This window comes from Colwellia sp. M166, from assembly GCF_024585285.1.
GTDB lineage: Bacteria > Pseudomonadota > Gammaproteobacteria > Enterobacterales > Alteromonadaceae > Cognaticolwellia.
The window spans coordinates 1,723,158-1,745,912 of the sequence record NZ_CP040755.1; the positions used below are offsets into that span (position 1 = coordinate 1,723,158).

At 38.7% G+C, this 22,755-nt stretch carries 21 protein-coding genes; 8 read left to right on the forward strand and 13 right to left on the reverse strand.

Translation table 11 applies throughout. From position 1 onward, the window contains the following. Nucleotides 1-4: 4 nt before the first annotated feature. The 6 genes from fliG to FGD67_RS07825 all read right to left on the reverse strand — a co-directional run bounded on the left by fliG (nucleotide 5) and on the right by FGD67_RS07825 (nucleotide 7,705). Nucleotides 5-1,060, reverse strand: a complete 1,056-nt coding sequence (gene fliG / locus FGD67_RS07800) for a flagellar motor switch protein FliG (RefSeq protein WP_257174474.1) — start codon at nucleotides 1,058-1,060, stop codon at nucleotides 5-7. After that, nucleotides 1,053-2,777: a flagellar basal-body MS-ring/collar protein FliF gene (fliF, locus tag FGD67_RS07805; protein WP_373567861.1), complete on the reverse strand. Its 1,725-nt coding sequence runs from the start codon at nucleotides 2,775-2,777 to the stop codon at nucleotides 1,053-1,055. The genes fliG and fliF overlap by 8 nt, the downstream gene beginning before the upstream one ends. A 74-nt stretch (nucleotides 2,778-2,851) precedes the next feature. Beyond that, nucleotides 2,852-3,196 carry a flagellar hook-basal body complex protein FliE gene (fliE, locus tag FGD67_RS07810; RefSeq protein ID WP_257174475.1) on the reverse strand — a complete coding sequence of 115 codons (345 nt, stop codon included), beginning with the start codon at nucleotides 3,194-3,196 and terminating at the stop codon, nucleotides 2,852-2,854. A gap of 240 nt (nucleotides 3,197-3,436) precedes the next feature. Continuing rightward, nucleotides 3,437-4,777, reverse strand: a complete 1,341-nt coding sequence (locus FGD67_RS07815) for a sigma-54 dependent transcriptional regulator (RefSeq protein ID WP_257174476.1) — start codon at nucleotides 4,775-4,777, stop codon at nucleotides 3,437-3,439. Next, nucleotides 4,764-5,972 (reverse strand): PAS domain-containing sensor histidine kinase, encoded by a 1,209-nt coding sequence (locus tag FGD67_RS07820; RefSeq protein WP_257174477.1) that lies wholly within the window; start codon nucleotides 5,970-5,972, stop codon nucleotides 4,764-4,766. Before FGD67_RS07820 ends, FGD67_RS07815 begins: the two co-directional genes overlap by 14 nt. 257 nt (nucleotides 5,973-6,229) lie before the next feature. Next, nucleotides 6,230-7,705, reverse strand: a complete 1,476-nt coding sequence (locus tag FGD67_RS07825) for a sigma-54-dependent Fis family transcriptional regulator (protein WP_257174478.1) — start codon at nucleotides 7,703-7,705, stop codon at nucleotides 6,230-6,232. A gap of 189 nt (nucleotides 7,706-7,894) precedes the next feature. Between FGD67_RS07825 and pseG the strand changes: the two genes are divergently transcribed. The 8 genes from pseG (at nucleotide 7,895) to FGD67_RS07865 (ending at nucleotide 16,316) form a co-directional block, all read left to right on the forward strand. After that, entirely contained in the window at nucleotides 7,895-8,959 is a 1,065-nt protein-coding gene (gene pseG, locus FGD67_RS07830; protein ID WP_257174479.1) for a UDP-2,4-diacetamido-2,4,6-trideoxy-beta-L-altropyranose hydrolase, read from the forward strand. A gap of 1 nt (nucleotide 8,960) precedes the next feature. After that, nucleotides 8,961-10,061 (forward strand): pseudaminic acid synthase, encoded by a 1,101-nt coding sequence (gene pseI, locus FGD67_RS07835; RefSeq protein WP_257174480.1) that lies wholly within the window; start codon nucleotides 8,961-8,963, stop codon nucleotides 10,059-10,061. Further along, entirely contained in the window at nucleotides 10,061-10,864 is an 804-nt protein-coding gene (locus FGD67_RS07840) for a glycosyltransferase family protein (protein ID WP_257174481.1), read from the forward strand. Before pseI ends, FGD67_RS07840 begins: the two co-directional genes overlap by 1 nt. Before the next feature lie 3 nt (nucleotides 10,865-10,867). Then, the gene (locus FGD67_RS07845; RefSeq protein WP_257174482.1) at nucleotides 10,868-11,530 is read left to right on the forward strand and encodes a GNAT family N-acetyltransferase; all 663 of its coding nucleotides are present in this window, start codon (nucleotides 10,868-10,870) and stop codon (nucleotides 11,528-11,530) included. Beyond that, nucleotides 11,520-11,765, forward strand: coding sequence for an acyl carrier protein (locus tag FGD67_RS07850; protein WP_257174483.1), 246 nt, complete (start codon nucleotides 11,520-11,522; stop codon nucleotides 11,763-11,765). Before FGD67_RS07845 ends, FGD67_RS07850 begins: the two co-directional genes overlap by 11 nt. A 77-nt stretch (nucleotides 11,766-11,842) precedes the next feature. Continuing rightward, nucleotides 11,843-12,589, forward strand: a complete 747-nt coding sequence (locus FGD67_RS07855) for an SDR family NAD(P)-dependent oxidoreductase (RefSeq protein ID WP_257174484.1) — start codon at nucleotides 11,843-11,845, stop codon at nucleotides 12,587-12,589. A 3-nt stretch (nucleotides 12,590-12,592) separates the two neighbouring features. Then, the gene (locus FGD67_RS07860) at nucleotides 12,593-14,038 is read left to right on the forward strand and encodes an AMP-binding protein (RefSeq protein ID WP_257174485.1); all 1,446 of its coding nucleotides are present in this window, start codon (nucleotides 12,593-12,595) and stop codon (nucleotides 14,036-14,038) included. A 1-nt stretch (nucleotide 14,039) separates the two neighbouring features. Then, complete coding sequence (locus FGD67_RS07865; protein ID WP_257174486.1) at nucleotides 14,040-16,316, forward strand: acyl-CoA reductase; 2,277 nt, start codon at nucleotides 14,040-14,042, stop codon at nucleotides 16,314-16,316. A 245-nt stretch (nucleotides 16,317-16,561) separates the two neighbouring features. Here the strand turns inward: FGD67_RS07865 and FGD67_RS07870 are convergent, their stop codons facing one another. Genes FGD67_RS07870 through FGD67_RS07900 form a run of 7 tightly spaced genes read right to left on the reverse strand, consistent with a single transcriptional unit; the run spans nucleotide 16,562 to nucleotide 22,694 of the window. Then, a complete protein-coding gene (locus FGD67_RS07870; RefSeq protein ID WP_257174487.1) occupies nucleotides 16,562-17,704 on the reverse strand; it encodes a cytidylyltransferase domain-containing protein in 1,143 nt (380 codons plus the stop codon). Nucleotides 17,705-17,722: 18 nt separating this feature from the next. Beyond that, on the reverse strand, nucleotides 17,723-18,442 hold the full coding sequence (locus tag FGD67_RS07875; protein ID WP_257174488.1) for an SDR family NAD(P)-dependent oxidoreductase: 720 nt from the start codon (nucleotides 18,440-18,442) through the stop codon (nucleotides 17,723-17,725). After that, nucleotides 18,432-19,364, reverse strand: coding sequence for an NAD(P)-dependent oxidoreductase (locus FGD67_RS07880; protein WP_257174489.1), 933 nt, complete (start codon nucleotides 19,362-19,364; stop codon nucleotides 18,432-18,434). Before FGD67_RS07880 ends, FGD67_RS07875 begins: the two co-directional genes overlap by 11 nt. Further along, the gene (locus tag FGD67_RS07885; RefSeq protein ID WP_257174490.1) at nucleotides 19,361-20,443 is read right to left on the reverse strand and encodes an AroB-related putative sugar phosphate phospholyase (cyclizing); all 1,083 of its coding nucleotides are present in this window, start codon (nucleotides 20,441-20,443) and stop codon (nucleotides 19,361-19,363) included. Before FGD67_RS07885 ends, FGD67_RS07880 begins: the two co-directional genes overlap by 4 nt. Continuing rightward, complete coding sequence (locus FGD67_RS07890; protein ID WP_257174491.1) at nucleotides 20,440-21,102, reverse strand: SDR family NAD(P)-dependent oxidoreductase; 663 nt, start codon at nucleotides 21,100-21,102, stop codon at nucleotides 20,440-20,442. The genes FGD67_RS07885 and FGD67_RS07890 overlap by 4 nt, the downstream gene beginning before the upstream one ends. After that, nucleotides 21,092-22,099, reverse strand: coding sequence for a Gfo/Idh/MocA family protein (locus FGD67_RS07895; RefSeq protein WP_257174492.1), 1,008 nt, complete (start codon nucleotides 22,097-22,099; stop codon nucleotides 21,092-21,094). The genes FGD67_RS07890 and FGD67_RS07895 overlap by 11 nt, the downstream gene beginning before the upstream one ends. Nucleotide 22,100: 1 nt before the next feature. Then, entirely contained in the window at nucleotides 22,101-22,694 is a 594-nt protein-coding gene (locus FGD67_RS07900) for an SIS domain-containing protein (protein ID WP_257174493.1), read from the reverse strand. Nucleotides 22,695-22,755 lie beyond the last annotated feature (61 nt).

Genomic DNA, 22,755 nt, shown 5'->3' on the forward strand with positions numbered 1-22,755 from the left:
TTTATTATAAGAATTCATCGCCACCACCTGCACCACCAAGCATAATTTCACCGGCATCAGATAATCGCCGAGCGACCGAAAGAATTTCTTTTTGTGCCGCTTCGACTTCACTAATGCGAACAGGGCCCATAGCTTCAAGATCATCGGCTAACATTTCTGCCGCACGTTTAGACATGTTGCTCATAATTTTTTCTTTCAAGGCCTCATCAGTACCTTTAATCGCTTTCATGAGAGCATCTTGTTGAACTTCTCTCAAAATAGCTTGAATACCTCTATCATCAACATCAGCAAGGTTTTCAAAGACAAACATTAAGTCTTGAATTTGTTGACTCATTTCTTCATCATGCTCACGAATTGAATCCATCAACATACCTTCAACATTAGTGTCTAGGTAGTTCATAATATCTGCTGCTGCTTTTAAGCCGCCCATTTTCGCAGCTTGTGCACCAGCTTGACCAGCAAACTGTTTCTCCATGATCTCATTTAATTCTTGTAATGCTGCCGGCTGAACTTCTTCTAAGTTAGCAATACGCATCATTAAGTCTAAACGCACTTTATCAGCAAATTGGGTCATTATTTCTGCCGATTGTTCAGGCTCTAGATAAGATAAAACAATAGTTTGAATTTGCGGATGCTCGTTACGGATAATATTGGCTACTTGCTTAGAGTCCATCCATTTTAAAGAATCAAGACCTTTAGCACCGCCCCCCATAACAATTTGGTCAATAAGGTTACCAGCTTTATCTTCACCCAACGCCGCAGTTAAGGCTTTACGAACAAATTCTTCACTTTGGAAACCAATAGTAGAAAAGTTTTGAATTTCGTTAATAAACAACTTATGCACTGCAGTAATTTTTTGCTGAGTAAAATCTTCCATACCGGCCATGATCATACCCACTTTTTGCACTTGCTTCGGCTCTAAGTGTTTTAATATTTGCGCAGCATCTTCTTCTGATAGGCTCAATAATAAAATTGCGGCTTTTTCACCACCATCAAGTTTATTAACATCAAAGCCAGCGGATGACTGTACTTCTGCTAGGTCTTGGTTTTCATCACTCATCTTCGTTCAACCAACTTTTAACTACTTGCGACGATAATTCTGGCTCATTAGCAACTAACGCTCGGACAGCTTTTAAGACATCTTCATCACGGTGTAAATCAGGTAATTGTAAACTACCATCTGGAGCGAAGCCAACCGCGCCGGCATCGAAATCAGATGTTAGCATATCCATAGTCTCATCGCCCAAGTCAATATGACTATCAAGCGACTTATCGCCATAATCATTCGGCGTTTGATCAGGGTAAATTAGACGTTTCAACATCGGACGTACTACAGCTAAAATCAGTACAATAATAACCACCGCACCCATAATAAGCTTTAACAGTTTTAGGAACCAAGGTTCTTGCCATATTGGTAGTTTTTCAACATCGATAATATCAGGGCGTGAAAACGGTAAAGTAACAACTTCCAGTGAATCACCACGTTGTAAATCGAAACCAATACTGCCTTGCAGTAAGCGACGAATATTAGCCATTTCTTGCACTGAGCGTGGCGCTGGTACGGGCTCACCTTCGGCATTAGTACCAGGTAAATAATCTAAAGCAACAGAGACACTAATGCGATGAATAACCCCTGTTTGCTGTTTGGTATAACTGATCGCTTCATCAAGTTCATAATTACGTGTTGACTCAATGTGTTTACGACCGGGCATAGCTTGTTGCTGGGCATTACCGGTTGCATCTTCAGGAATATTACTATCAAGTGGTGGCTGGTTACTTAATGCACCAGGAATACCACCCAGCAAACCACCAATGGTGTTATCTTCTACTTTCATTTCACTGCGTAAAGCAGGTAAATCTGAATTATAACGACGTTGAGTTTCTTCGCTATTGGTAAAGTCCATCGCGACATCGACTTGTGCGGTATAATTGCCTAAACCAATCACAGGAATTAAAATTGAATCAATTTTATCCATATATTCTTTTTCACGTTTCTGCTCGATTTCAAATTCTTTACGTGAACGTGAAGAAACCGAATTTTGCGAGCCAGAATTAAGTAAACGGCCATTTTGATCGGTAACCGTCACACGGTTAGGATCAAGGCTCTGCACTGCTGATGCAACAATATCAACCACAGAGTCCACTTCTTCTTCCGAAAGCAAACGACCACGGCGTAGAGTTAGTACCACTGTTGCTGATGGATTTTTTTCACGCTTAGCAAAAACATTATCACGCGGAATCGCCAATAAAACACGGGCTCTTGCGATAGTTTGTAATTGTTCAATGGTACGGGCTAATTGCTGTTCTCTGGAGTGCTTTAAGCGTTCGCTTTCAAGGCGTTGACTAACACCAAAGCCCATATCTTGCATCAGAATTTCGCTACCTTCTGATGGCCCTTCACTTAAGCCTTCACGCGCGAGCATGATCTTGACACTTTGATACTCGTCACTTTGTACAGATATGGTGTTATTTTCTTGACGATATTCAACTTTGTTGCTGTCAAGAAAGTCCATGGTTTTGATCAATTGTTCAGTTGGCAGTTTAGTTAAAAAACGATATTCCGGTTGGTTAGCCCACATGATGACAAAAATGGCAATAGCTAAACAGATAGCTAGCGCCATGACTATGGTAATCTGGCGTAAAAAATCGACATTGCCCATAGCACCGGCTAGACCTGATTTTTGTTCACCAACAACACCGTCGGCGCCATCATTAGCAACCAGATCGTTATTACCATCCGTTAGCATTAAATTTGTGTTGTCTGTTGAATCTGCCACTTACTCTCTCCGCATCACTGGTGCTTTATTCTTTTAAATATCAACTTATACCAAAGGTATTAATAGCTGAACAGCTATACTGGCATACTCATAATGTCTTTATACGCTTCAACAAACTTGTTTCGTACTTGCACTGTGGCATCAAAAACAATACCTGCTTTGGACGAAGCTATCATGGTATCAGCTAATGTAACGCTGCGATCGCCCATTTCAAATGCCTTTTTCTTCTGTCCGGCTTCTTGTTGTATTTCATTAACATTATTTACTGCATCTTTTAATAAGCTGCCAAAATCGCTACCGGTTTTACTAACAGCCGGTGTGCCCATGCCACTTTCATCACCGATGGGTAATCGATTTCCCATCGCTTCCATCGACATGCTTTGCATTTGGGCGTACAGAGAATTGGTTTTAATATCCATGGCTAACTCGCTTGCGTCAATTTCTTGTTACTTAATATTACTAAGGATTAAGCAAGCATAGTGCCAAGGCGAAGAGGATGAGTAATTGACTAACAAGGCCAAATCACTAAAAATAAAATATAATATTAATAATCAATCACAAAGGTTGAAATTATAAGGTAATAACAATAAAAAAAGCAACCTAATCTAGGTTGCTTTTTATTGTTTCAATCATGACTTAAAGCTATTTAAACCATCAAATTACAATGGGATTTGTATGCCGCTATCTCTCATACGAGCAATTTTATAGCGCAATGTGCGTGGGCTGATACCTAAACGCTCAGCAACATCTTTTCGACTGCCTCGACACGCATGTAAGGTATCTAATATAATTTGATGCTCTTGTAATTTCAGCTCACTGCCTAGCTTATCATCTTTACTTGGCTCTAGTGCTTCACTGTGCACTTTAGCTGGCTGAAAGTCATCAATCAACAAATCATTAGCATCAATACAACGATCGCTTTGTAAGATCAGTGCTCGCTGTATTACATTATCTAATTCTCGAACATTGCCAGGCCAATCATAAGCCAGTAATTTACTGCGCGCTGCGGCAGTAAATTCAGGAATAATATTACCATCTTTTTGACAAATTCGTGAAATTAGATGCTTAGCCAAAGGTAAGATATCACCTCGACGTTCATTTAGCGGTAACCAAGTCAATGGAAAGACATTTAATCGATAGTATAAATCTTCTCTAAAAATACCCTCCTGCACAGCATCTTTTAGGTCTCGGTTACTCGTGGCGATGACCCGAACATCTAAGCTAATGGTTTTACGACCACCTAAACGTTCGACTTCTCGCTCTTGTAATACTCGCAATATTTTTGCTTGTAAGCCCAAGTCCATTTCAGTAATTTCATCTAATAAAATAGTACCGCCCTGCGCTTGTTCAAACTTGCCTGGACAGGCTTGTATAGCACCTGTAAAGGCACCTTTTTCATAACCAAATAACGTTGCTTCCAACATATTTTCAGGAATAGCAGCACAGTTAATGGCAACAAATGGCGCTTGGCTTCGCGGCGAGTAATTATGAATATATTGTGCAAGTACTTCCTTACCTGAACCGCTTGGTCCTAATACCATGACGGAAGCCTCAGTATTAGCAACTTTTTTTGCTAAATTCAGCAATTCAATACTTTGCACATCAGCAACCACAGGATCAGTACCGTCATTAACTTGTAATGGCACATATTGATTCACCATGTTGAGCAAAACTTCTGGTGCAAACGGCTTCGCCATATAATTACAGGCACCGTCTTGCATAGCTTGTACTGCATCATCAATAGTACCGTAAGCTGTCATGATCAATACCGGTAATTTGGGATAGTTGTTACGAATACTTTTTAATAAAGAAAGTCCTGACATACCACCCATTTGAACATCACTTACCACCAAATCAACACTATGTGATTTTAGCGAAATTAATGCCTCTTCACCTGAATCAACAGCTAAACATTCATAGCCTGCCAATAACAAAGTATCAACAAGTGCCTCTCTTAGTCCGGCATCATCTTCTACTACCATGATTTTACTGGTGGTCATTAGTTAACTCCTTTGACAAAACTTGTTCGCTGTCTTTCTGACTTGGCACAGCATCATTTTTCTTACTGATAAGTTTAGGTATTTTCATACAAAAATGTGCACCTTCACCGGGTTTACTCAACAAGCTTACTTCGCCTTGATGGGCATTAGTAACTGACTTTACTACAGCAAGTCCTAGACCTGTGCCCTGGCTTCTTGAGGTATAAAAAGGTTCAAATATTTTATCGGCAAGTTCAGCGCTAATACCGGGGCCGTTATCACGTACGCTGATATAAGCATATTCACCGTGACAATAGGCACTGATATCAATAACCGCAGCCGTTTTAATCACCGATAAGCTATTGTGAATAAGATTTTGAATCGCCCCTGATAATGCTGTCGCATTACCTAGCACTTCACAACCTTGCGGACAAAGATTTAAATTAACTTTTGCCCCCAGTTGATTAACTTGCGGCTCAATTGCTTGTTTTGCCCCTTCAATAAGTTGATTGATATTCAAGGGTTCAACCACCGCTTGCTTGCCACTTTTAGCAAACAGTAACATATCATTTACTTGTTGTTCTAAGTCATGCAAACGCAACATTAACTTGTCTTGAAAGCTCACTCGCGCATCATCAGTTAATTTTTTATTACGTAAATTTGCACCATACAACATTGCTGCAGATAAGGGAGTACGAATTTGATGTGCCAATTTAGAGACCATACGCCCTAAAGATGAAAGACGTTGTAATTGTCCCAATTTGTCTTGTAATAAACGGGTTTCGGTTAAATCAGTGATCATGATCAACTGTCCGGGTTGATCACCTAAGGCGGTAATTTCTAATTTAACGCGACGACCATCATTAAGAGAAACCTCATGCCAATCATCAGCTCTAGGTTTGAAAGACCGCTTAATGACATCAAACCAAGGTTGTCCTAAAATAGGCTCATCAAGCAGTAATCGTGCAGTATCATTAATTTTCACCACAATGCCATCACCGTTAAGCATGATCATTCCTGTCGGCATAACATCAATAACGTGTTGTAGTTGTTTATTTTGTTGACGTAAGAAGGCCAATTCACCCGCGTAATTTTCACGTTCTAATCGATTAGTTTGCTCATGTTTTAAACTAACCTCATCAAATGAAGTTAATACACGATTCAGCACTGGACTAGCTGATGAAGAGTTGGTCGATGTCGAATAGGCAAGTGCCATAATAATTTCACCCGAGTAAAGAAGTACACTCGGATAAAGCATGAACTATGCCAATCAATTAAAGCTATATTATTCAATGGTTAAAGGCAACTTCCAACCTGTAACTTTGCTGTCAATAAAATGGCTGACGCTCGTTAAGCGTTAGGATATCGCAAGAGGATGACGGATAGTTAAACTTAATAGACTTGGTATAACGCCATTGACAAAAATACAATCTGCAATAGCGATATTCTCTTAATAATGCTCTAATTTAGCGCTTACTTTTGTAAGTTATATTTACGCATTTTTTCCACTAAAGTGGTGCGACGCATGCCTAAAAGTTCAGCAGAGCGAGCAACAACCCAATCATTTTTATCAAGCGCTTGCTTAATCAATGATACTTCTAGCTCAGCTAGGTATTCTTTTAAATTAAGACCATCACTAGGCAAAACATCGACAGTTTTACCTTCAGTATTCGCTGCTGTATCTTGTTCGCTATTGTGCGCTGTTGTATCGTCTTCATCATCGTAATCAAAACCTGAAAATAATGCATTAATCGCTTCACGTTCTTGCAATTCTTCTGGGTATTCCGGTTGAAAATCATCTACATCTAAATGTTGATATTTTAGCGGTAGTTGCCCGACATTAACCACTTGTTCACCATACATAATAATCATGCGTTCAATTAAGTTAGACAACTCACGAACATTACCGGCCCAAAAGTGTTCCTGTAATGATTCAATCGCTTTATCAGTAAAACGTACAGATTGACCTTGCTCAGCGCTAAATCTTGAAATAAGTTCTTGTAACAATAACGGAATATCTTCTTTTCGCTCTCTTAGCGCTGGTGTTTCGATCGGGAAAACATTTAAGCGATAATAAAGATCTTCACGAAATTGATTGCTTTTAATCATCTCTTCTAAATGCTGATGTGTTGCAGCAATAATACGCACATTGGCTTTGATACTTTTAGCCCCGCCCACCCGTTCAAAAGTTCGCTCTTGCAAGACACGAAGCAGTTTTACTTGCATAGGTTGCGGCATATCACCAATCTCATCGAGAAACAGTGTGCCGCCTTCCGCCATTTCAAAGCGACCTTTACGGGTAGAAATAGCCCCGGTAAAAGCACCTTTCTCATGACCAAACAACTCACTTTCTAGCAGCTCAGCAGGAATAGCGCCACAGTTGACCGGTACAAATGGCCCTTTATGTCGATCAGAGTGGTTATGAATATTACGTGCAACCACCTCTTTACCTGTACCAGACTCACCTAAGATCAATACACTCGCTGCCGTACTTGCTACTTGTTCAATTAAAAAGCGCACTTGTTGCATCGGAGCACTGATGCCCACTAAAGAACGAAATAATGAGTTTGGACGATTAACATCACGCTTAGTAGGCAAATTATTGTGATATTGGTGACTATGATGCACGAGTTCAGTTAATTGCGCATAATTTAAAGGTCGGGTTAGTTCACCAATGACATTGACATAACCATTAATTTGTTTTTTATCAAGTATATCGTGATAAACAAATGGATAGGTTGGCCGTGCTTTAATAATTCCTTGTAACTTGGATGAAATATCACCACATAAAATTATCATCAGAATATTCGGTATTTCAGCTAAATTCTTATCAATGTCAACTTCAGAAAAAACATGATAATGCTCGCCAACAAAGGCTAAAACAGTTTCTATTTGTTGGCGTCTTGCCGCGTCATTATCGACGACTAAAATATGTTTTTGCCCTTGCATTTTTTGCCCTAACAACTTAATGTCCTGATAAACCACTTAAAATCATATATATTAGCTATATTAACTTGCTATTGTGATTAATCAACAAAAAATTGACACTTGCACGTCATATTATTGACTTACTAACAAAGCATCATAGATAATTGAGTTAAACAATATCTCTAAGTTTATTAACTCTAGCCGTCATCTATGTTACTTTCTAACACTATGAAAAACAGCGCTTCTATTCAACCTCACTCAGTAGTATTAATTTATGCAAACAGTTCGCCTAGCATAGGTAATGGTCATGTTTTACGTCAGCTTGCCTTAGCACAAGCATTAAAGAAAAATTCTTATCATGTGAGCTTTATTTATCAGCAAATGACGGTAAATATTAAGCAGCAATTATTGAATAGCAATTTTGCCTGTCAACAACTTGGTACCCGTTCAATCAACCATTATGTGCAAGCTTATAATGCATCATTACTGGTCATTGATGACTACCATTTAACCCTCACTGAAAAGCATAACCTAACAAACTGTACTGCCGATATTGTTGTTTTCGATGACAATACTGATAATGAATTAATTGTTGCTGATATCATTATTAATGCTGCTGATGATGCAACAGCGCAGGACTATCATGCTCGTTCAAGTCAGCCAACACTTTTACTGGGTGCTAAATTCAGGCTCATTCGTGCTGAATTTCAAACGCAGCGCCATTTATTAAAAAACAAGCAAGCAAGAACACGGTTGATGATTACGATGGGAGGCTCTGATGTCGCTAATTTTACCTATCCTATTACACAAGCTTTACTGAGTTATGACCCAAGGTTGCCATTAGACATTGTTATTGCCAATATGAATCATGCCGATGAGGTAGCTTTGCTAGCATTAATCAAACAGCATAAAAATTGTCGTTTGCATAAAAACGTCACCAACATGGCGCCGTTAATGGCAGAGGCTAAAATGGCGATTACTGCCGCCGGCGGCACCTTATATGAACTTGCCACCTTAGGCACACCAAGTGTTGGTCTTTGCGTCAGTAAAAATCAACTATCTGCAATGAACTCCCCGATGTTTAATCTCGGTTTTTTAGCCTTTGATTGTGCTGAGCCCAGCAGTAATAAACCTCTGGTATCTATATTGCAGGCTGCTACAACGTTATGGCTAGCAACTGAACAACGCCAAGACATGGCTGACAATCTATTCAATCATTTTGATGGACAAGGTGCAGACCGTATTGTTTCAATAATCAACAAATTAAGACGCTAAAATGCCAAACAACTTATTTAACGCTGAGTTCTCTATTAACAAAAGAACCATTGGTTCAAATCATTCCCCTTACGTGATTGCTGAGCTATCAGGCAATCATCAAGGTGACATTCAACGCGCACTACAATTAATTGATGCGGCAGCAGCTAGCGGTGTTGACGCAATTAAGATTCAAACATATCGCCCTGATACCATTACGCTTGATCATAATGGTCCCGAGTTTTGTTTAACGGATGGCCTTTGGCAGGGCCGAACGTTATTCGAGCTTTACCAAGAAGCCCATACGCCATGGGAATGGCATAGTGAGTTATTTAAACGTGCACAGCAGCATAATATCACCTTATTTTCATCACCTTTTGACCCTACCGCTATCGATCTATTAGAAGATTTAGGCTGCCCTGCTTACAAAATTGCCTCTTTTGAAATTACCGACATTGCACTTTTAAAATATGCTGCATCGACAGGTAAACCGATTATTATGTCGACAGGTATGGCCACAGCAGCTGAAATTGCAGAAGCGGCACAAGCAATCTATGACGGTGGTGGCAGAGATTTAGCGATCTTACATTGTGTCAGTGGCTATCCTGCGCCATTAACGGATTGTAATTTACAAACCATTGCAGATTTAACACGGCAATATAATTTACCTATAGGGTTAAGTGATCACTCACTTACTAATACAACCGCCATCACAGCCGTTGCGTTGGGTGCGCGTATTATCGAGAAACACTTTACCTTGCACGAGAATGATAATAGTGTCGACGCAAAATTTTCACTGTCGCCGGCCCAATTTTCACAACTCGTGACGGATATAAAAGACACCTGGTCGGTATTAGGACGGGTTGATTACAAACTGAAACAGAGTGAACAAAGCAATCATGCCTTCAGACGCTCGCTTTATATTGCGCAAGATATAAAAGCAGGCGAAAAATTTACCACGCAAAACATTAAATCAGTGCGTCCAGGATTAGGGCTACATCCTCGCTATTTAGACCACGTACTTACTCGCACGGCAAGCTGTGATTTAAATGCAGGAAGTGCCTTAAAAACAGAATATATTACCGACTTTAGCCCTGCGAACCGCGTACAAGGGACATTGTAATGAAGGTTTTTTGTATTAGCCAAGCACGCATGGGCTCAACACGACTGCCAGGTAAAATACTGAAAGTGGTGCAAGGTAAATCATTACTGCAATGGCACTGTGAACGCGTACAGCAATCCAAAAAAATACACCTGCACATTATTGCCACCACCACAGCGCCACAAGATAAAATATTAATCGCGGCCTTTAAACACTTTTTTCAGCTGGCTTTTGTTAACCCCGCACGAGAAAAGTCGTTGGAGTGTTATTACGGTGACGAGCATAATGTTTTAAAAAGATATTTCGATGCCGCTAAGGCATTTAATGCCCAGCCCGATGATTTAATCGTGCGTTTGACCAGTGACTGCCCACTCATTGATCCGACCTTAATTGATCAATTAATCATCCGCCATATTAAAGAAAATATAAACGGTATCAGTAACATTGACATTACAAGTTGTGCTCGAGGTTTTGACGCAGAGGTTTTTTCTATGTCCGCGCTTAGCCAAGCCGCTCAAATGGCCGAAACCAGCTATCAGCTTGAGCACGTAACGCCTTTTCTTTATCAAAACGCTGAACAATATCCACTCTTATCAATAAAACTGAACGCCAGTGAATTGACAGAAAGTTCCACCGAAACATCGAATACTAGCGCATTGCGCCTCTGTGTAGATGAAGCTGACGATTTGGCGCTGATTGAAGCACTCATGGCGCAATATCCAGAAGCAATTATTGATGCAACAGCGGCTGAAATTATTGATTTTTTACACCAACACGCCGATATTGCAAAAATCAATCAACAGGTAGTACAAAAGAGTCATTAGGATATGAAGAATAAAACTAAGAGACTAACTTTCACTGATCCTACGGTTAATACTTTAGCAGCGAGTAAATTATTATCTACAGCACCAATTATCAACGGCTATAGCGTCAAACTAGTGCCGGTTAATGCTGATAATCAGGTGCTATTATATCAATGGCGCAACCAAGCCAACGTTCGTCAGTATATGATCAATCAGCAAGTCATTAGCCGCGCTGAACATCAACGCTGGTTTTCGGGATTAGCCAAACGACAAGATCAACAACATTTTGTCATTTATTATCGAGAGCTGCCAATAGGAGCCATTAATATCAGCTGCCACGATGGCTTAGCTCTAGAAAGATCTCAACATGGCGAAGTTGGTTTATATATTGGCGAAGAGAAATATCGTCAGAACATTCTCGCTTTTGCGCCATCTTTGGCTATCAATGATTATGCTTTTGAGCAGCTCGGTATTAAAAAGCTTAGCTCAAAAGTAAAAGCAGACAATAGTGCTGCACTTAAATATAATCAACAACTTGGCTACACTTTAACGTCTAAAAATTCGCAGCAAAACCGCCATCAGAGCGAAAATGAATTTTTAGCTATTTCATTGTCTGCTAAAGACTATGAAACAAAAAGCCAATCATTAAAGCAATTTTTAGCCAGAGGAAAAAAACGTGTCAATTAATAAACTTAAACAAGCATTTGCGACGGCATTAGAAATTCCTGAACATGAGATAAATACATCACTTAATTATGCCAAGCACCCGAAATGGGACTCTACAGGTCATATGATATTGATTGCTGAATTAGAGAATAGTTTCGATGTTATGCTTGATACCGATGATATTATTGACATGAGCTCTTATAGCAAAGCGCAAGAAATTTTAGCAAAGTATGATATATCATTTAACGAACAGTAAGTAACGGTCACACTTAAAAAGTCACCGCTAATAACAACCCTGCTGATGACTTTAATCTAACAACAATAAGAGAAATTATGGCAAAAGGTGTATTAATAACGGGCGCAAGTGGCGGTATAGGACAAGCCTGTGCTCACTGGTTTGCCGAACGTGGCTGGCAAGTGTTTTTACACGGTCGCGATGAAACACGACTTATCTCTTTGCATGATGAATTAAAAGCCAATTATCAGATAGACTGTTATTATTACTGCGCCGACTTAACCGACAGCACAAGCATTAAACCCCTTATGCAACAAGTTAATAAATCACTCTCACAGCTGACTTGCCTAATACATTGTGCCGGCTCTCTTACTCAAGGCTCACTAACCACCTTAAGAGCATCAGATATCGATCAACAATTTAACTTACATTTAAAATCAAGCTTGTTATTGGCACAGCTGAGTAGTCGATTAATGCTACGCAATAAACAAAGCAACAATGAATGCGCAATGGTGTTTGTTAGCTCGGTTGTTGCAGATCAAGGTGCGATAGGCCAAATACTCTATAGCGCGGCGAAATCTGGCTTACATGGTATGGTAAAAAGTATGTCCAAAGAACTTGGTGTCCATAATATTCGCGTAAATGCCGTTGCCCCCGGTTTTATTGATACAGACCTTGTTGCCAGTTATACGCCAGAACAGCGGGAAACGTTAGTACAAGCTACATCATTAAAGCGCTTAGGCTGTTCAAACGATGTCGCAAAAGCCATCGGATTTTTAGCGAGCGAGCAAGCAAGTTATATTACCGGGCATATTCTCGCTGTTGATGCCGGTTTAACTTTATAAGCCATGGTTATAAATACGCAAGTACAAGGTATTAATCAAGTGAGCGACTTAACGGCTGTATTTTGGTCAGCCAATCTGGCCACACACACCAATAGTATTATTGATGCCGACAATAAGCTAGAAATCACTTATAGTGAGCTAAATCAACGTATTGACGCTTTAATTGAGCGTTTACCAGCAACACGCCAACTCGTTGCATTGGTGGCTCATAATAATCTCAATTTTCTGATCAGCTACCTTGCTTTACTGCGGGCAAAACATGTAGTTTTACTGATAGAAAAAAACACCGATCAAGCAAATAACACGGTACAGAACCGTCATCAAAAAATACTGAATCAATACCAAGTTAACTACCTCATTGAGCAACAAGAGATCACTCTACTTAACGAAAAACCTGTAGCCCTGCACGCTTCATTAGCACTATTATTATCCACCAGTGGCTCAACGGGATCGGCTAAATTAGTGAAACTGAGTTATCATAATTTAACCGTAAACACCCAGTCGATATGCCAATACTTACCAATAAAATCAACCGACTGTGTAGTAACCACCCTACCGTTACACTACAGTTTTGGTTTATCGATATTACACACCCACTTAGCTGTTGGGGCGAAAATCGTATTAACCCAAGCCTCACCGATAGATAAAAGCTTGTGGCAAATCTATAAAGACCACCAACCTAGCTCATTTTATGGTGTACCTTTTAGTTTTGAGTTATTAACTAAGTTACAGCTTAAGCGCTTACCACTAGCTTCAGTGCAATATATGGCACAAGCTGGCGGACAGTTATCAGAAGCCACTTGTCAAAGCGTCAATAATTGGTGCCAAGAGAATAATAAAGCGTTATTTTTAATGTACGGGCAAACCGAAGCATGTGCCCGTATTGCTTACTTACCGCCGAAAAAAGTTGCGACAAAAAGTGGTTATATAGGTCAAGTTATACCACATGGCGAGTTGGCTATCATCAATAAACAGAATCAGCACGTGACCCTGAGCAATACCGTTGGCGAACTTTGTTATCGAGGTGGCAATGTATTTATCGGTTATGCCGAAAATGTTAATAGCTTAGCAACGTATGAGGAAATTGATTGGTTACACACCGGTGACTTAGCCGTTGTTGATAATGACGGAGATTATAAGTTAGTCGGCCGTATTAAACGGATAGTTAAAATCATGGGCAAGCGTATTAGTTTAGATGAAGTTGAAAGACATATCAGGGCGACTACGTCTATTGACTTCGCCATCAGCAATACTGATGATATGTTGACCTTGTACTATGTTGACTCTGACGCTGAACCAGATACTAAGCAATCACTAAATATTGAAAAGTTGCAACAAGACATCGCTGATTTTTGTCATATTAATCGCCGATATATAAACCTTAACTGTCGAGCGCTATTGCCGAGAAAATCTAATGGTAAAGTCGACTATATGGCACTGAGTCAATAATATGAATGCGCCAACAGAAAAAAACACTGCCTTGACAGACCTAGCGATTTATCAATATTCACATAGCGATAAGCAAACAATATTGGCTGAAAAGCTGTTAGCGTTAACCAACTATCATCGTGAACACTGTCTATTATACGCACGCTTTATTAATGCTCATTATCCAAATTTAGCCATTAATCATATCAATGACATTCCGCCTTTCGCTGCACGTCATTTTAAAGAGTATTTATTAGCAAGTATTGCAGAAAAAGATATTTTCAGAACATTGCATTCTTCTGGTACGAGTGGACAAAACTCCCAAATAGTACTAGACGCCCAAACAGCGCAACTGCAAAGTACGACATTAGTTAAAATATTACAGCATTGGTTAGGTAAAGCCCGCAGACCTATGTTAATTATTGATACTTCAGCCACCTTAAAACAACCTAATGCCATGACAGCTAGAGCGGCAGGCATTCGTGGTTTTGCTATGTTTGGGCGTGACCACTGCTATGCACTGAACGAAGATTTGAGCCTAAATACGCAAGCAGTCGTAGATTTTTTCGATAAATATCAACAAACGCCAGTACTCATATTTGGTTTTACCTATATTGTTTGGCAATACTTTATTGATGTGCTAAAACAAAAAAATATTACTGCTCAGTTTTCACATGCTAGCTTATTTCATGGTGGCGGTTGGAAAAAGCTACAAGCACAGGCCGTTAGCAATAAGGTCTTTAAAGCACAAATAACACAACAGCTCGGTCAGGTAAGTATTCACGACTATTATGGTATGGTCGAACAAACCGGCACTATTCATATAGAATGTGAGCATGGCTATTTACATACGCCTATTTGGGCCGATGTTATTACACGCAGAGCCAGCGATTTAACTATTGCTGACCATGGCGAGCAAGGGCTCATTCAGGTAAATTCAATTATTGCCCAAAGTTATCCTGGGCATGCTTTGCTCACCGAAGACTTAGGCATAATTATTGGTGAAGATACTTGCCCATGTGGCCGAAAAGGTAAATATTTTCATGTTCATGGCCGTGTACCCAAAGCACAAATAAGAGGTTGTAGTGACACCTTACCAAGCACGAGTAATAATACAGATATTAATATTAACCATGCAAATACGCTAGATTCAGTCGACAATCCCCAATGGCATATCAAAGCCGCTGAGCAAAAAGCAAACTTACCTGTGCCATGGCATAGTGCGTTAATTGACGAAGTAAGCTTATTTTCAACATTTTTATTAAATAATAGGCAAAGCAAACAGCAACCTGAGTTAGTCGCCCTCGCCTTTTGGTGTCGTAAAGCTAATTTAGAGAAAATTAAGCAAGATTACATAAGCTTATCACCTGACAATAAACGCCATGCCATAGGTAATGTTTTTCATATTGCGCCCGCCAATGTTGATACAGTATTTTTTTACTCATTACTGCTCTCGGTATTGTCGGGTAATACTAATGTTGTCCGTATTAGTGAGCGCAGTGGCGACATTTGTCGCTTACTGATCACGCTATTAAAAACCTTTATAGCAAAAAACAACTCACCGCTATTTTCTCAAATGATCTCAATTGTTGAGTACAACGCTAATAACCTGGCATTAACTAAATCCTTAAGCCAATGGAGTGATTTTCGCATTATATGGGGCGGTGACTTAGCCATCGAAACAATAAATAAAATAGCCCCTGTAGAGCAGCAAGTTTGTTTTCCCACTCGATTTTCAATTGCTGTCATGCACTTAGTCGCAGCAGACGACTTAAATAATTTAGCTAAACAATTTATCGCCGACTTTTTACCATTTCACCAACAAGCCTGTTCATCACCAAAAGCCTTGTTTTGGCTGAACACCAACACCGCTATACAGCAGCAATTTAAGAATGAACTCATAAGTCAGCTAGAGCAACACCAACAAAAATTTACCTTAACAGAGCAATCTGAGCGGCAAATAAACTTACAAGAGCTACTATTAGAAAATGATAAATCGATAGTTAGCAATCACTCACATAAACAAATAGCAACTATTGAATTCGACACTATCACACCTGTATTAATAGCCAATCATAATGGGAATGGCCTGTTATTAATGCAAAATATAAGTGACTTAAGCGAATTACCATTTGATGAAAAACTACAAACGGTCAGTACTTATGGTATTTGCGAAAATGAGTTGTTAGCGTTAAATAATAAACAGTGTAAACGGGTAGTTAACTTAGGACAGGCACTGACATTTAATCATCTTTGGGATGGTATTAATTTATTAGAAAAAATGACGAAACATAGTTAATTATTTATTTAAAAATATAAAATATAAAATATAAAATATAAAATATTTTCATCAATAGCAAAAGAAATAGTCATTCATAATTTAGTATTTATAAAGCAAGCTTATTGCTAATACTACGTGATTATATTCTTCTGCCCAAAAATGCCCTTAAGGAGCTGCTCTATTTCAGCTGTATAATTCATCAATGAAACAGAGCCATTTAAGCGGCTAATTTTCACAATTAAACCACTTAAAATGAAAAATAGTTAACCCTTATTCTCATAACTATGAATCACATCAGCCCGACTAACCGCCAACCTGATAGCCGGTTTATCACCGATTGCAGTAATTTTGTGCCATTTATTCTTTTCGATATACACAATATCACCTTTTTTTACTACGAGCTTTATGTCTTCTATATCCCATTGCCATTCACCATCAACAATATACCACCATTCATTCCAATCAGGGTGGTAATGACGTCGATTGCCCTCACCTGGTAATTGCGATATCAATGTTGCACTATTACTTTCGGAATTGACTAACCGGTAGCACCACGACCGGCTATTATCCATACTTGAGATTATATTTTTAAGATTAGTTAATGGTAGATTTTCATGTTCAAAATCACTTATATCAATACCATCAATTTTTAAAATAGAAGGCACATCAGCTTCGTCAAATTTATCAACTTTCGTTTGATAAAAGCGAGCAGGTGAGTCTTGTTGTTTATTTTTAAGATGAAAAGCTACTGATTCAGCTAAACGAAAATCTACTTCATTATCAATATCTATCGTAGAAAACCCCTTCAACGGAAAATAAGCAGTTTTTCCGTCCGCACCATGGTAACCAAAACCTAAGCGTTCCATATGTTCAATAAAACTAGCTTTACGCCACGCCATTAATGCTGTGGCATAAGAGGCAACGGGCTGCATATCTTGTGACGATATATGAGGCTCTAATTTACTAAAATTCAGCGGATGACCGTCTTTTACACAAGCTATTTGGTGCTCAACCGTAGAAACAAGTGTATCTAATTCGTCTTCGAGCATTTTTGTAACAAATGCCTGAATTTCTTCGGTCGTGATAAATGGTGAGGTCGGTAATATTTGAACGACAATGTCACCATCAATTGATTGGCAAAATTGTTGTAAGAATTCATCATTATTTGTTGAGTCTTGCGCTAAGTTTTCCGGCCTTTTAAAAAACTTAGCGCCATATTCTTCTGCTATTTCAGCAAAAATGTCAGCTTCAGAGTTAATATATACTTCATCAAAAGCAGCAGAATTGACGACTGTTTCCGTGACATAACTAATTAAAGGTCTATCCCCTATTAAACGTAAATTTTTCTGGTGAATACGTTTACTACCTAGCCTGGCAGGGATCATCGCTATTATTTTTCTTTTCATTATTTAACCTATTAAATACTACTTACAAGTAAACCCACCATCAGCAATGATGTTTTGACCTGTGATATATGAATTTTTGTTAGAACATAAAAAATATGCTACTTCGGCAATTTCGTCAGTGTTGGCTAAGCGTCCTAATGGAATGTTTTGTGCGATTTCAAACCTAGCATTCTCATCCAATAACCTGTCGACCATAGGGGTATGCGTTGGCCCTGGTGACAATGTATTCACTAAAATCCCTGCTGCGGCATGTTCCAATGCTAATGTACGAGATAAAGCTAACAAGCCCGCCTTGCTTGCGCCATATGCACTAGCATTTTCTTTTGATACCGTTGCTGCAATAGAACTTATCAATAATATTTTACCTTGCTCGCTTTTAGCCATTTTATTTAATATTGTTGGCAAAATTTTCATTGGCGCGGTTAAGTTGATTGCCAACGTGTTTTCAATTGCTTGTGCTGTAAGCTTTGTCGAATGCTCAGGTTGATAAACACCAGCATTATTTATAAAAACATCAAGCCGTGCTAATTGATCAATATTACGAGTAAACTCAGTTATCGAAAGCGCATCGGTTAAATCTAAAACCAACGGATGATATCGCTCTATCCGTTGCGATGTACTTTTTCTTGTTGTGCCATAAACAATAAACCCTTCAGCAAGGAATTTATCTCGAATAGCTTTACCAATACCTTGTTCCGCGCCTGTGATTAGCGCAACCTTGGTTTGATTATTTATCATCAACGGCTCCAAAAAAATTTACCAATGCCAATATGGCTGCCTCTCCCATCGCATAGGTTGCTTCTGCTGAGTTACCTCCAATATGTGGTGTTGGAATTAATGTTGGTAAAGACAGCAATTCAAGATCTTGCGGTGGCTCCTCGCGATATACATCGATTGCCGCTCCTGCAATTGTTTTATTTTGTAATGCTAACTTTAAAGCTTCTAAATCAACAACTTCTCCGCGAGCAGTATTGATCAAAATAGCACTGCGTTTCATTTTTTGTAAAAAGAGAGAATTCACTAAATTATTGGTTGTGACTGTAAGCGGGGTATGCAACGAAATTACATCCGCTTGTTCGATCAATTGCTCTAACGGCACTTGTTCGGCATTTAGCCTTGCACATAGATCAGATTTATCTACGATATCGTGCACTAGAATACGACATGAAAAAGGCTTAAGTAATCTCGCAACTTCTGAACCTATATGTCCAAAACCAATGATGCCAATGGTTTTATGATAGAGGCTAACACCGCCTTCTTTTTGCCATTTACCTTGCGAGAGATTACAACTCGTTAAATAAAGGTTTCTCAATAACATGAGAGCAAAGCCAATAACCATTTCAGCCACAGACTGCTTATTTACTCCTTGAGATAAAAATACAGGTAATCGGGCTTTTTCACATGCAGCAAAGTCAATATTATCGGTTCCCACACCAAACTTAGCCACCGCTTTGATATGAGGTACCCTAGATATGACTTGTTCTGATAACTGCTCCATTGCCAATATTACTCCGTCACAATCGGCAAGAAATTCAATAAATTCGTTTTCGGATAATAATTTACCGGCATGATTCAATTTATAGCTTGGAAAGTGGGTGGATAATAAACTAATTAACGCTTCGTTTTTTGCGAAGGCTTTTGAAGTGACAGCAATTTTCATTTTGATATAAATTTTTGCATTTGTGTAAGGAAATAATGATGAGCTCTTTCAAATTCGAGGACGGTTAAGTTAGTTACTTTTTCCGCTCCAAATTGTTCGTTATTCAACATTATCATGACCAAATCATCACCGATGCGCTTCTTATCACTTTTCAGTGCCAGCAGCAGCGCTTCCTGGTCAAAGTATGACACTAATAAATTAACCGAAATATAAGGAAAGTAAAGCCTTTGGTTAATATGCTGATAAAATTCTTTAGAAATACTTCCACGCAACAAGCTAACGGTATTAGCAAACACCATGCCGATGATAACTGCGATACCGTGAGGAACTTTATAGTGCGAGCTTGCCTCAAGAGCATGACCAAAACAATGACCATAATTAAATAAATTGCGTTTACCTAAATCAAATTCATCTTGTTTTATATAAGACTGTTTTACGGCCAGTGATTGATATATTGCGGGCAAATATTGCTTATTATGCTTTAACTCTTCCGCTAATTGAGCAATTCTATCCACTGAGACAGTATTAATATCATCCAACATCAAAAATTTGACGATTTCGCCAATACCGCTATTAATGTCATCTTCAGCTAACGTTGCTAAAAAATTTCCACAAATAAAAATTTGATGAGGTGGATAAAAGCTACCCAGTATATTTTTGTAGTGATCAAAATTCAGTGATGTTTTACTACCTACACAGCTATCAGCTTGAGCTAATAATGTCGTAGGAAAAAAACTCCAATGAATGCCACGATATAAGGTTGACGCGACAAATCCAGAAATATCTTGGATGATCCCTCCCCCAATGCTAACCAGATGCAGATTTCGCTTAAACGGAAATCCGAGTAAAAAACGATAAAGCTCCAAAACGGAGTCTATATTTTTGTTTTCCTCAATTGCGTCAATAAAGTAACAACGCTCTGCAGGAATATTATTTAATTCAACGAAATGTTGTTGCAAGTTTTTGTCACAAACAAACACCGTTTTTTCATCTTTTATTAAATTAATTAAAGGCGTCAAATCATCAATAAAACTCACGTTATAATCATGAATTTTTGATGCTATTGCCAATGATTTCATGATAAAAACCCGCCATCAATCGTAACGGCTTCACCGGTCATATATGAGTTATCATCTGAAATCATAAATTTGACTAGCTTTGCTATTTCATTTGGTTCAGCAAGGCGATTAGCAGGAATAGTAGCAACTATTTCTGTTAATTCATCTTGACTTAAACTTTGTGCTGTTAATTCAGTATTAGTAAAGCCTGGGCAAATAGCATTAACCAAAATATTTTGGCTGGCAAACTCTTTAGCCAAAGCTTTGGTATAACCAATAAGGCCAAATTTGCTACCGCTATATAAGGTTCTTTGTGCCTTCGATATTTGTCCCCAAATTGAACTAATATTAATAACTCGTCCCCATTGTTGGCCTTGCATGTGTGGCAAGCATTGCTGAATAATCAACAGTGGACTTTCAAGATTTACCGCGTTAAGTAGTTTAATATCTTCGTAAACAATATCTTTTGTCGGTTTAATGATGTTAATTCCCGCACAATTGATCACAACGTCATAGGCTGCGTCTTGACCAAAGAAATCAGCAATACTTTCAGGTCTTGCAAGGTCTAACATCGAGCGAGTTGGCGCAATAACGTCGTATTGCTGAGTAAGTAATTCATAAGTGGCTTTGCCAATTCCTCTGCTGGCGCCTGTCAGCAACACCCTTTTATTACGCTTCATGATAAAAACCACTTTGTTGGTAAATGTTTTCGACAAGACTCAGTACATTAAAAGCATCTTGGCTAGTGCCGTTTACTACAGGCTTACCACTTTGTAATGCTGTAATAAACTCCTCTAGCTCGAGCTTCCAACTATCATCATTTTCAAACCAAATTACATTTTCCACGGGTTTGCCCATCGCAAAGGTAATATCTTCAAATTCACGCTTTGCTAGCACTAAAGTTTCAGGCGCGTAACTCCTTGAGTCAGAGAGGATACCATCCAAATTAATAAAACCATTTTCAAAGCACATCTCAAGTAAAAATTTATGACGCCATTGCGTTGCACTTGAATGTAGCGTAGCAATTAATTGATCACTCTGCAGCGTAACAAAAGCATTATCCTCAACCTCGATATCCCAAAAGGACGTTGATAGTTGACTAGAAATAACGTCAAACTTTCTATCTAACAAAAAATGAAATAAATCAAGCATGTGGATACCTTGATCCATCAAGATCCCACCTGAAGAGTATTGCTTATAATTACGCCAATTTTTATGATAATCAATACTTCCTGCTTTGCCATATACTCCTCTTATCCATAGTGGTTTCCCCATTTCACCGGAATCTATAATTTTTTTAGCTTGTTGGACACTGTAATGCAGACGATGATTAAAGCCATATTTTAAGGTTAAGCCACTTTCCTCTTCAGCTTTGAGTACTAACGCAAGTTCCTGACAATCTCGTGCTGGTGGCTTTTCACAAAAAACATGAATACCTTTATTAAGCGCTTTGATCGTATATTGCGCAGCGACATTATTAAAGGCACATACAAATAGTGCATCAATATCTTGCTCTAGTAATTCATCAAACGATGAGCATTTGATAACGGCTTTAGTGACAGGGTCATATTCACCACTTTCATAAGCGGCAACAAGACAAGTGTTTGCATTTTCTATAATTGAAGCTTCTCGAATTTTTCCCATTTTTCCAAAGCCGGCAATAGCAAATTTAATCATGTTACCTCATTGTATAATTGGTTTTATTCTCAGGTTTTTGCGCAATATAATAGCTGTAGATAATATGATCTAAGATCATGTGCACATCTTCAACTAGACCATATTCACCATTGTCAGTATTAACATGAAAGCTAATATCGCTTATTTTTTTCAATTCCCCGCCGTCAAAACCCGTCATTCCAACTAAAGTTGCCCCTATTTTTTTTGTGTATTGTGAGGCTTTTACAATATTTTCAGAATTGCCACTGCAAGATAATGCAATAACTAAATCATCCGGTTGCAACTTATTTTTAAGTTGCGCATAGAAAACATTTTCATAACCAATATCATTAGCTATGGCCGTGCATACAGGAGTATTATCAGACAAACTTTGTACATTAAAATTTCTAATTTCTCTTAACTTAAGACCTACAGACAAATCATTGGCCATATGAGACGCCGTAGCGGCACTACCTCCATTACCCATGATATAAACCGTTGCCTGTTTATCATGACACTTATCTAAAGCGTCAATTATTTGATAAATATACGTTGTATCAACTTTTGTTAATAAAGCTATCAAATTATCAATATAACTTTTTACTAAACACTGCATACTTTTCGTCACTACTCTAAATAAATATAATTACGCACAATGTGTGCCTGTATGAACAACT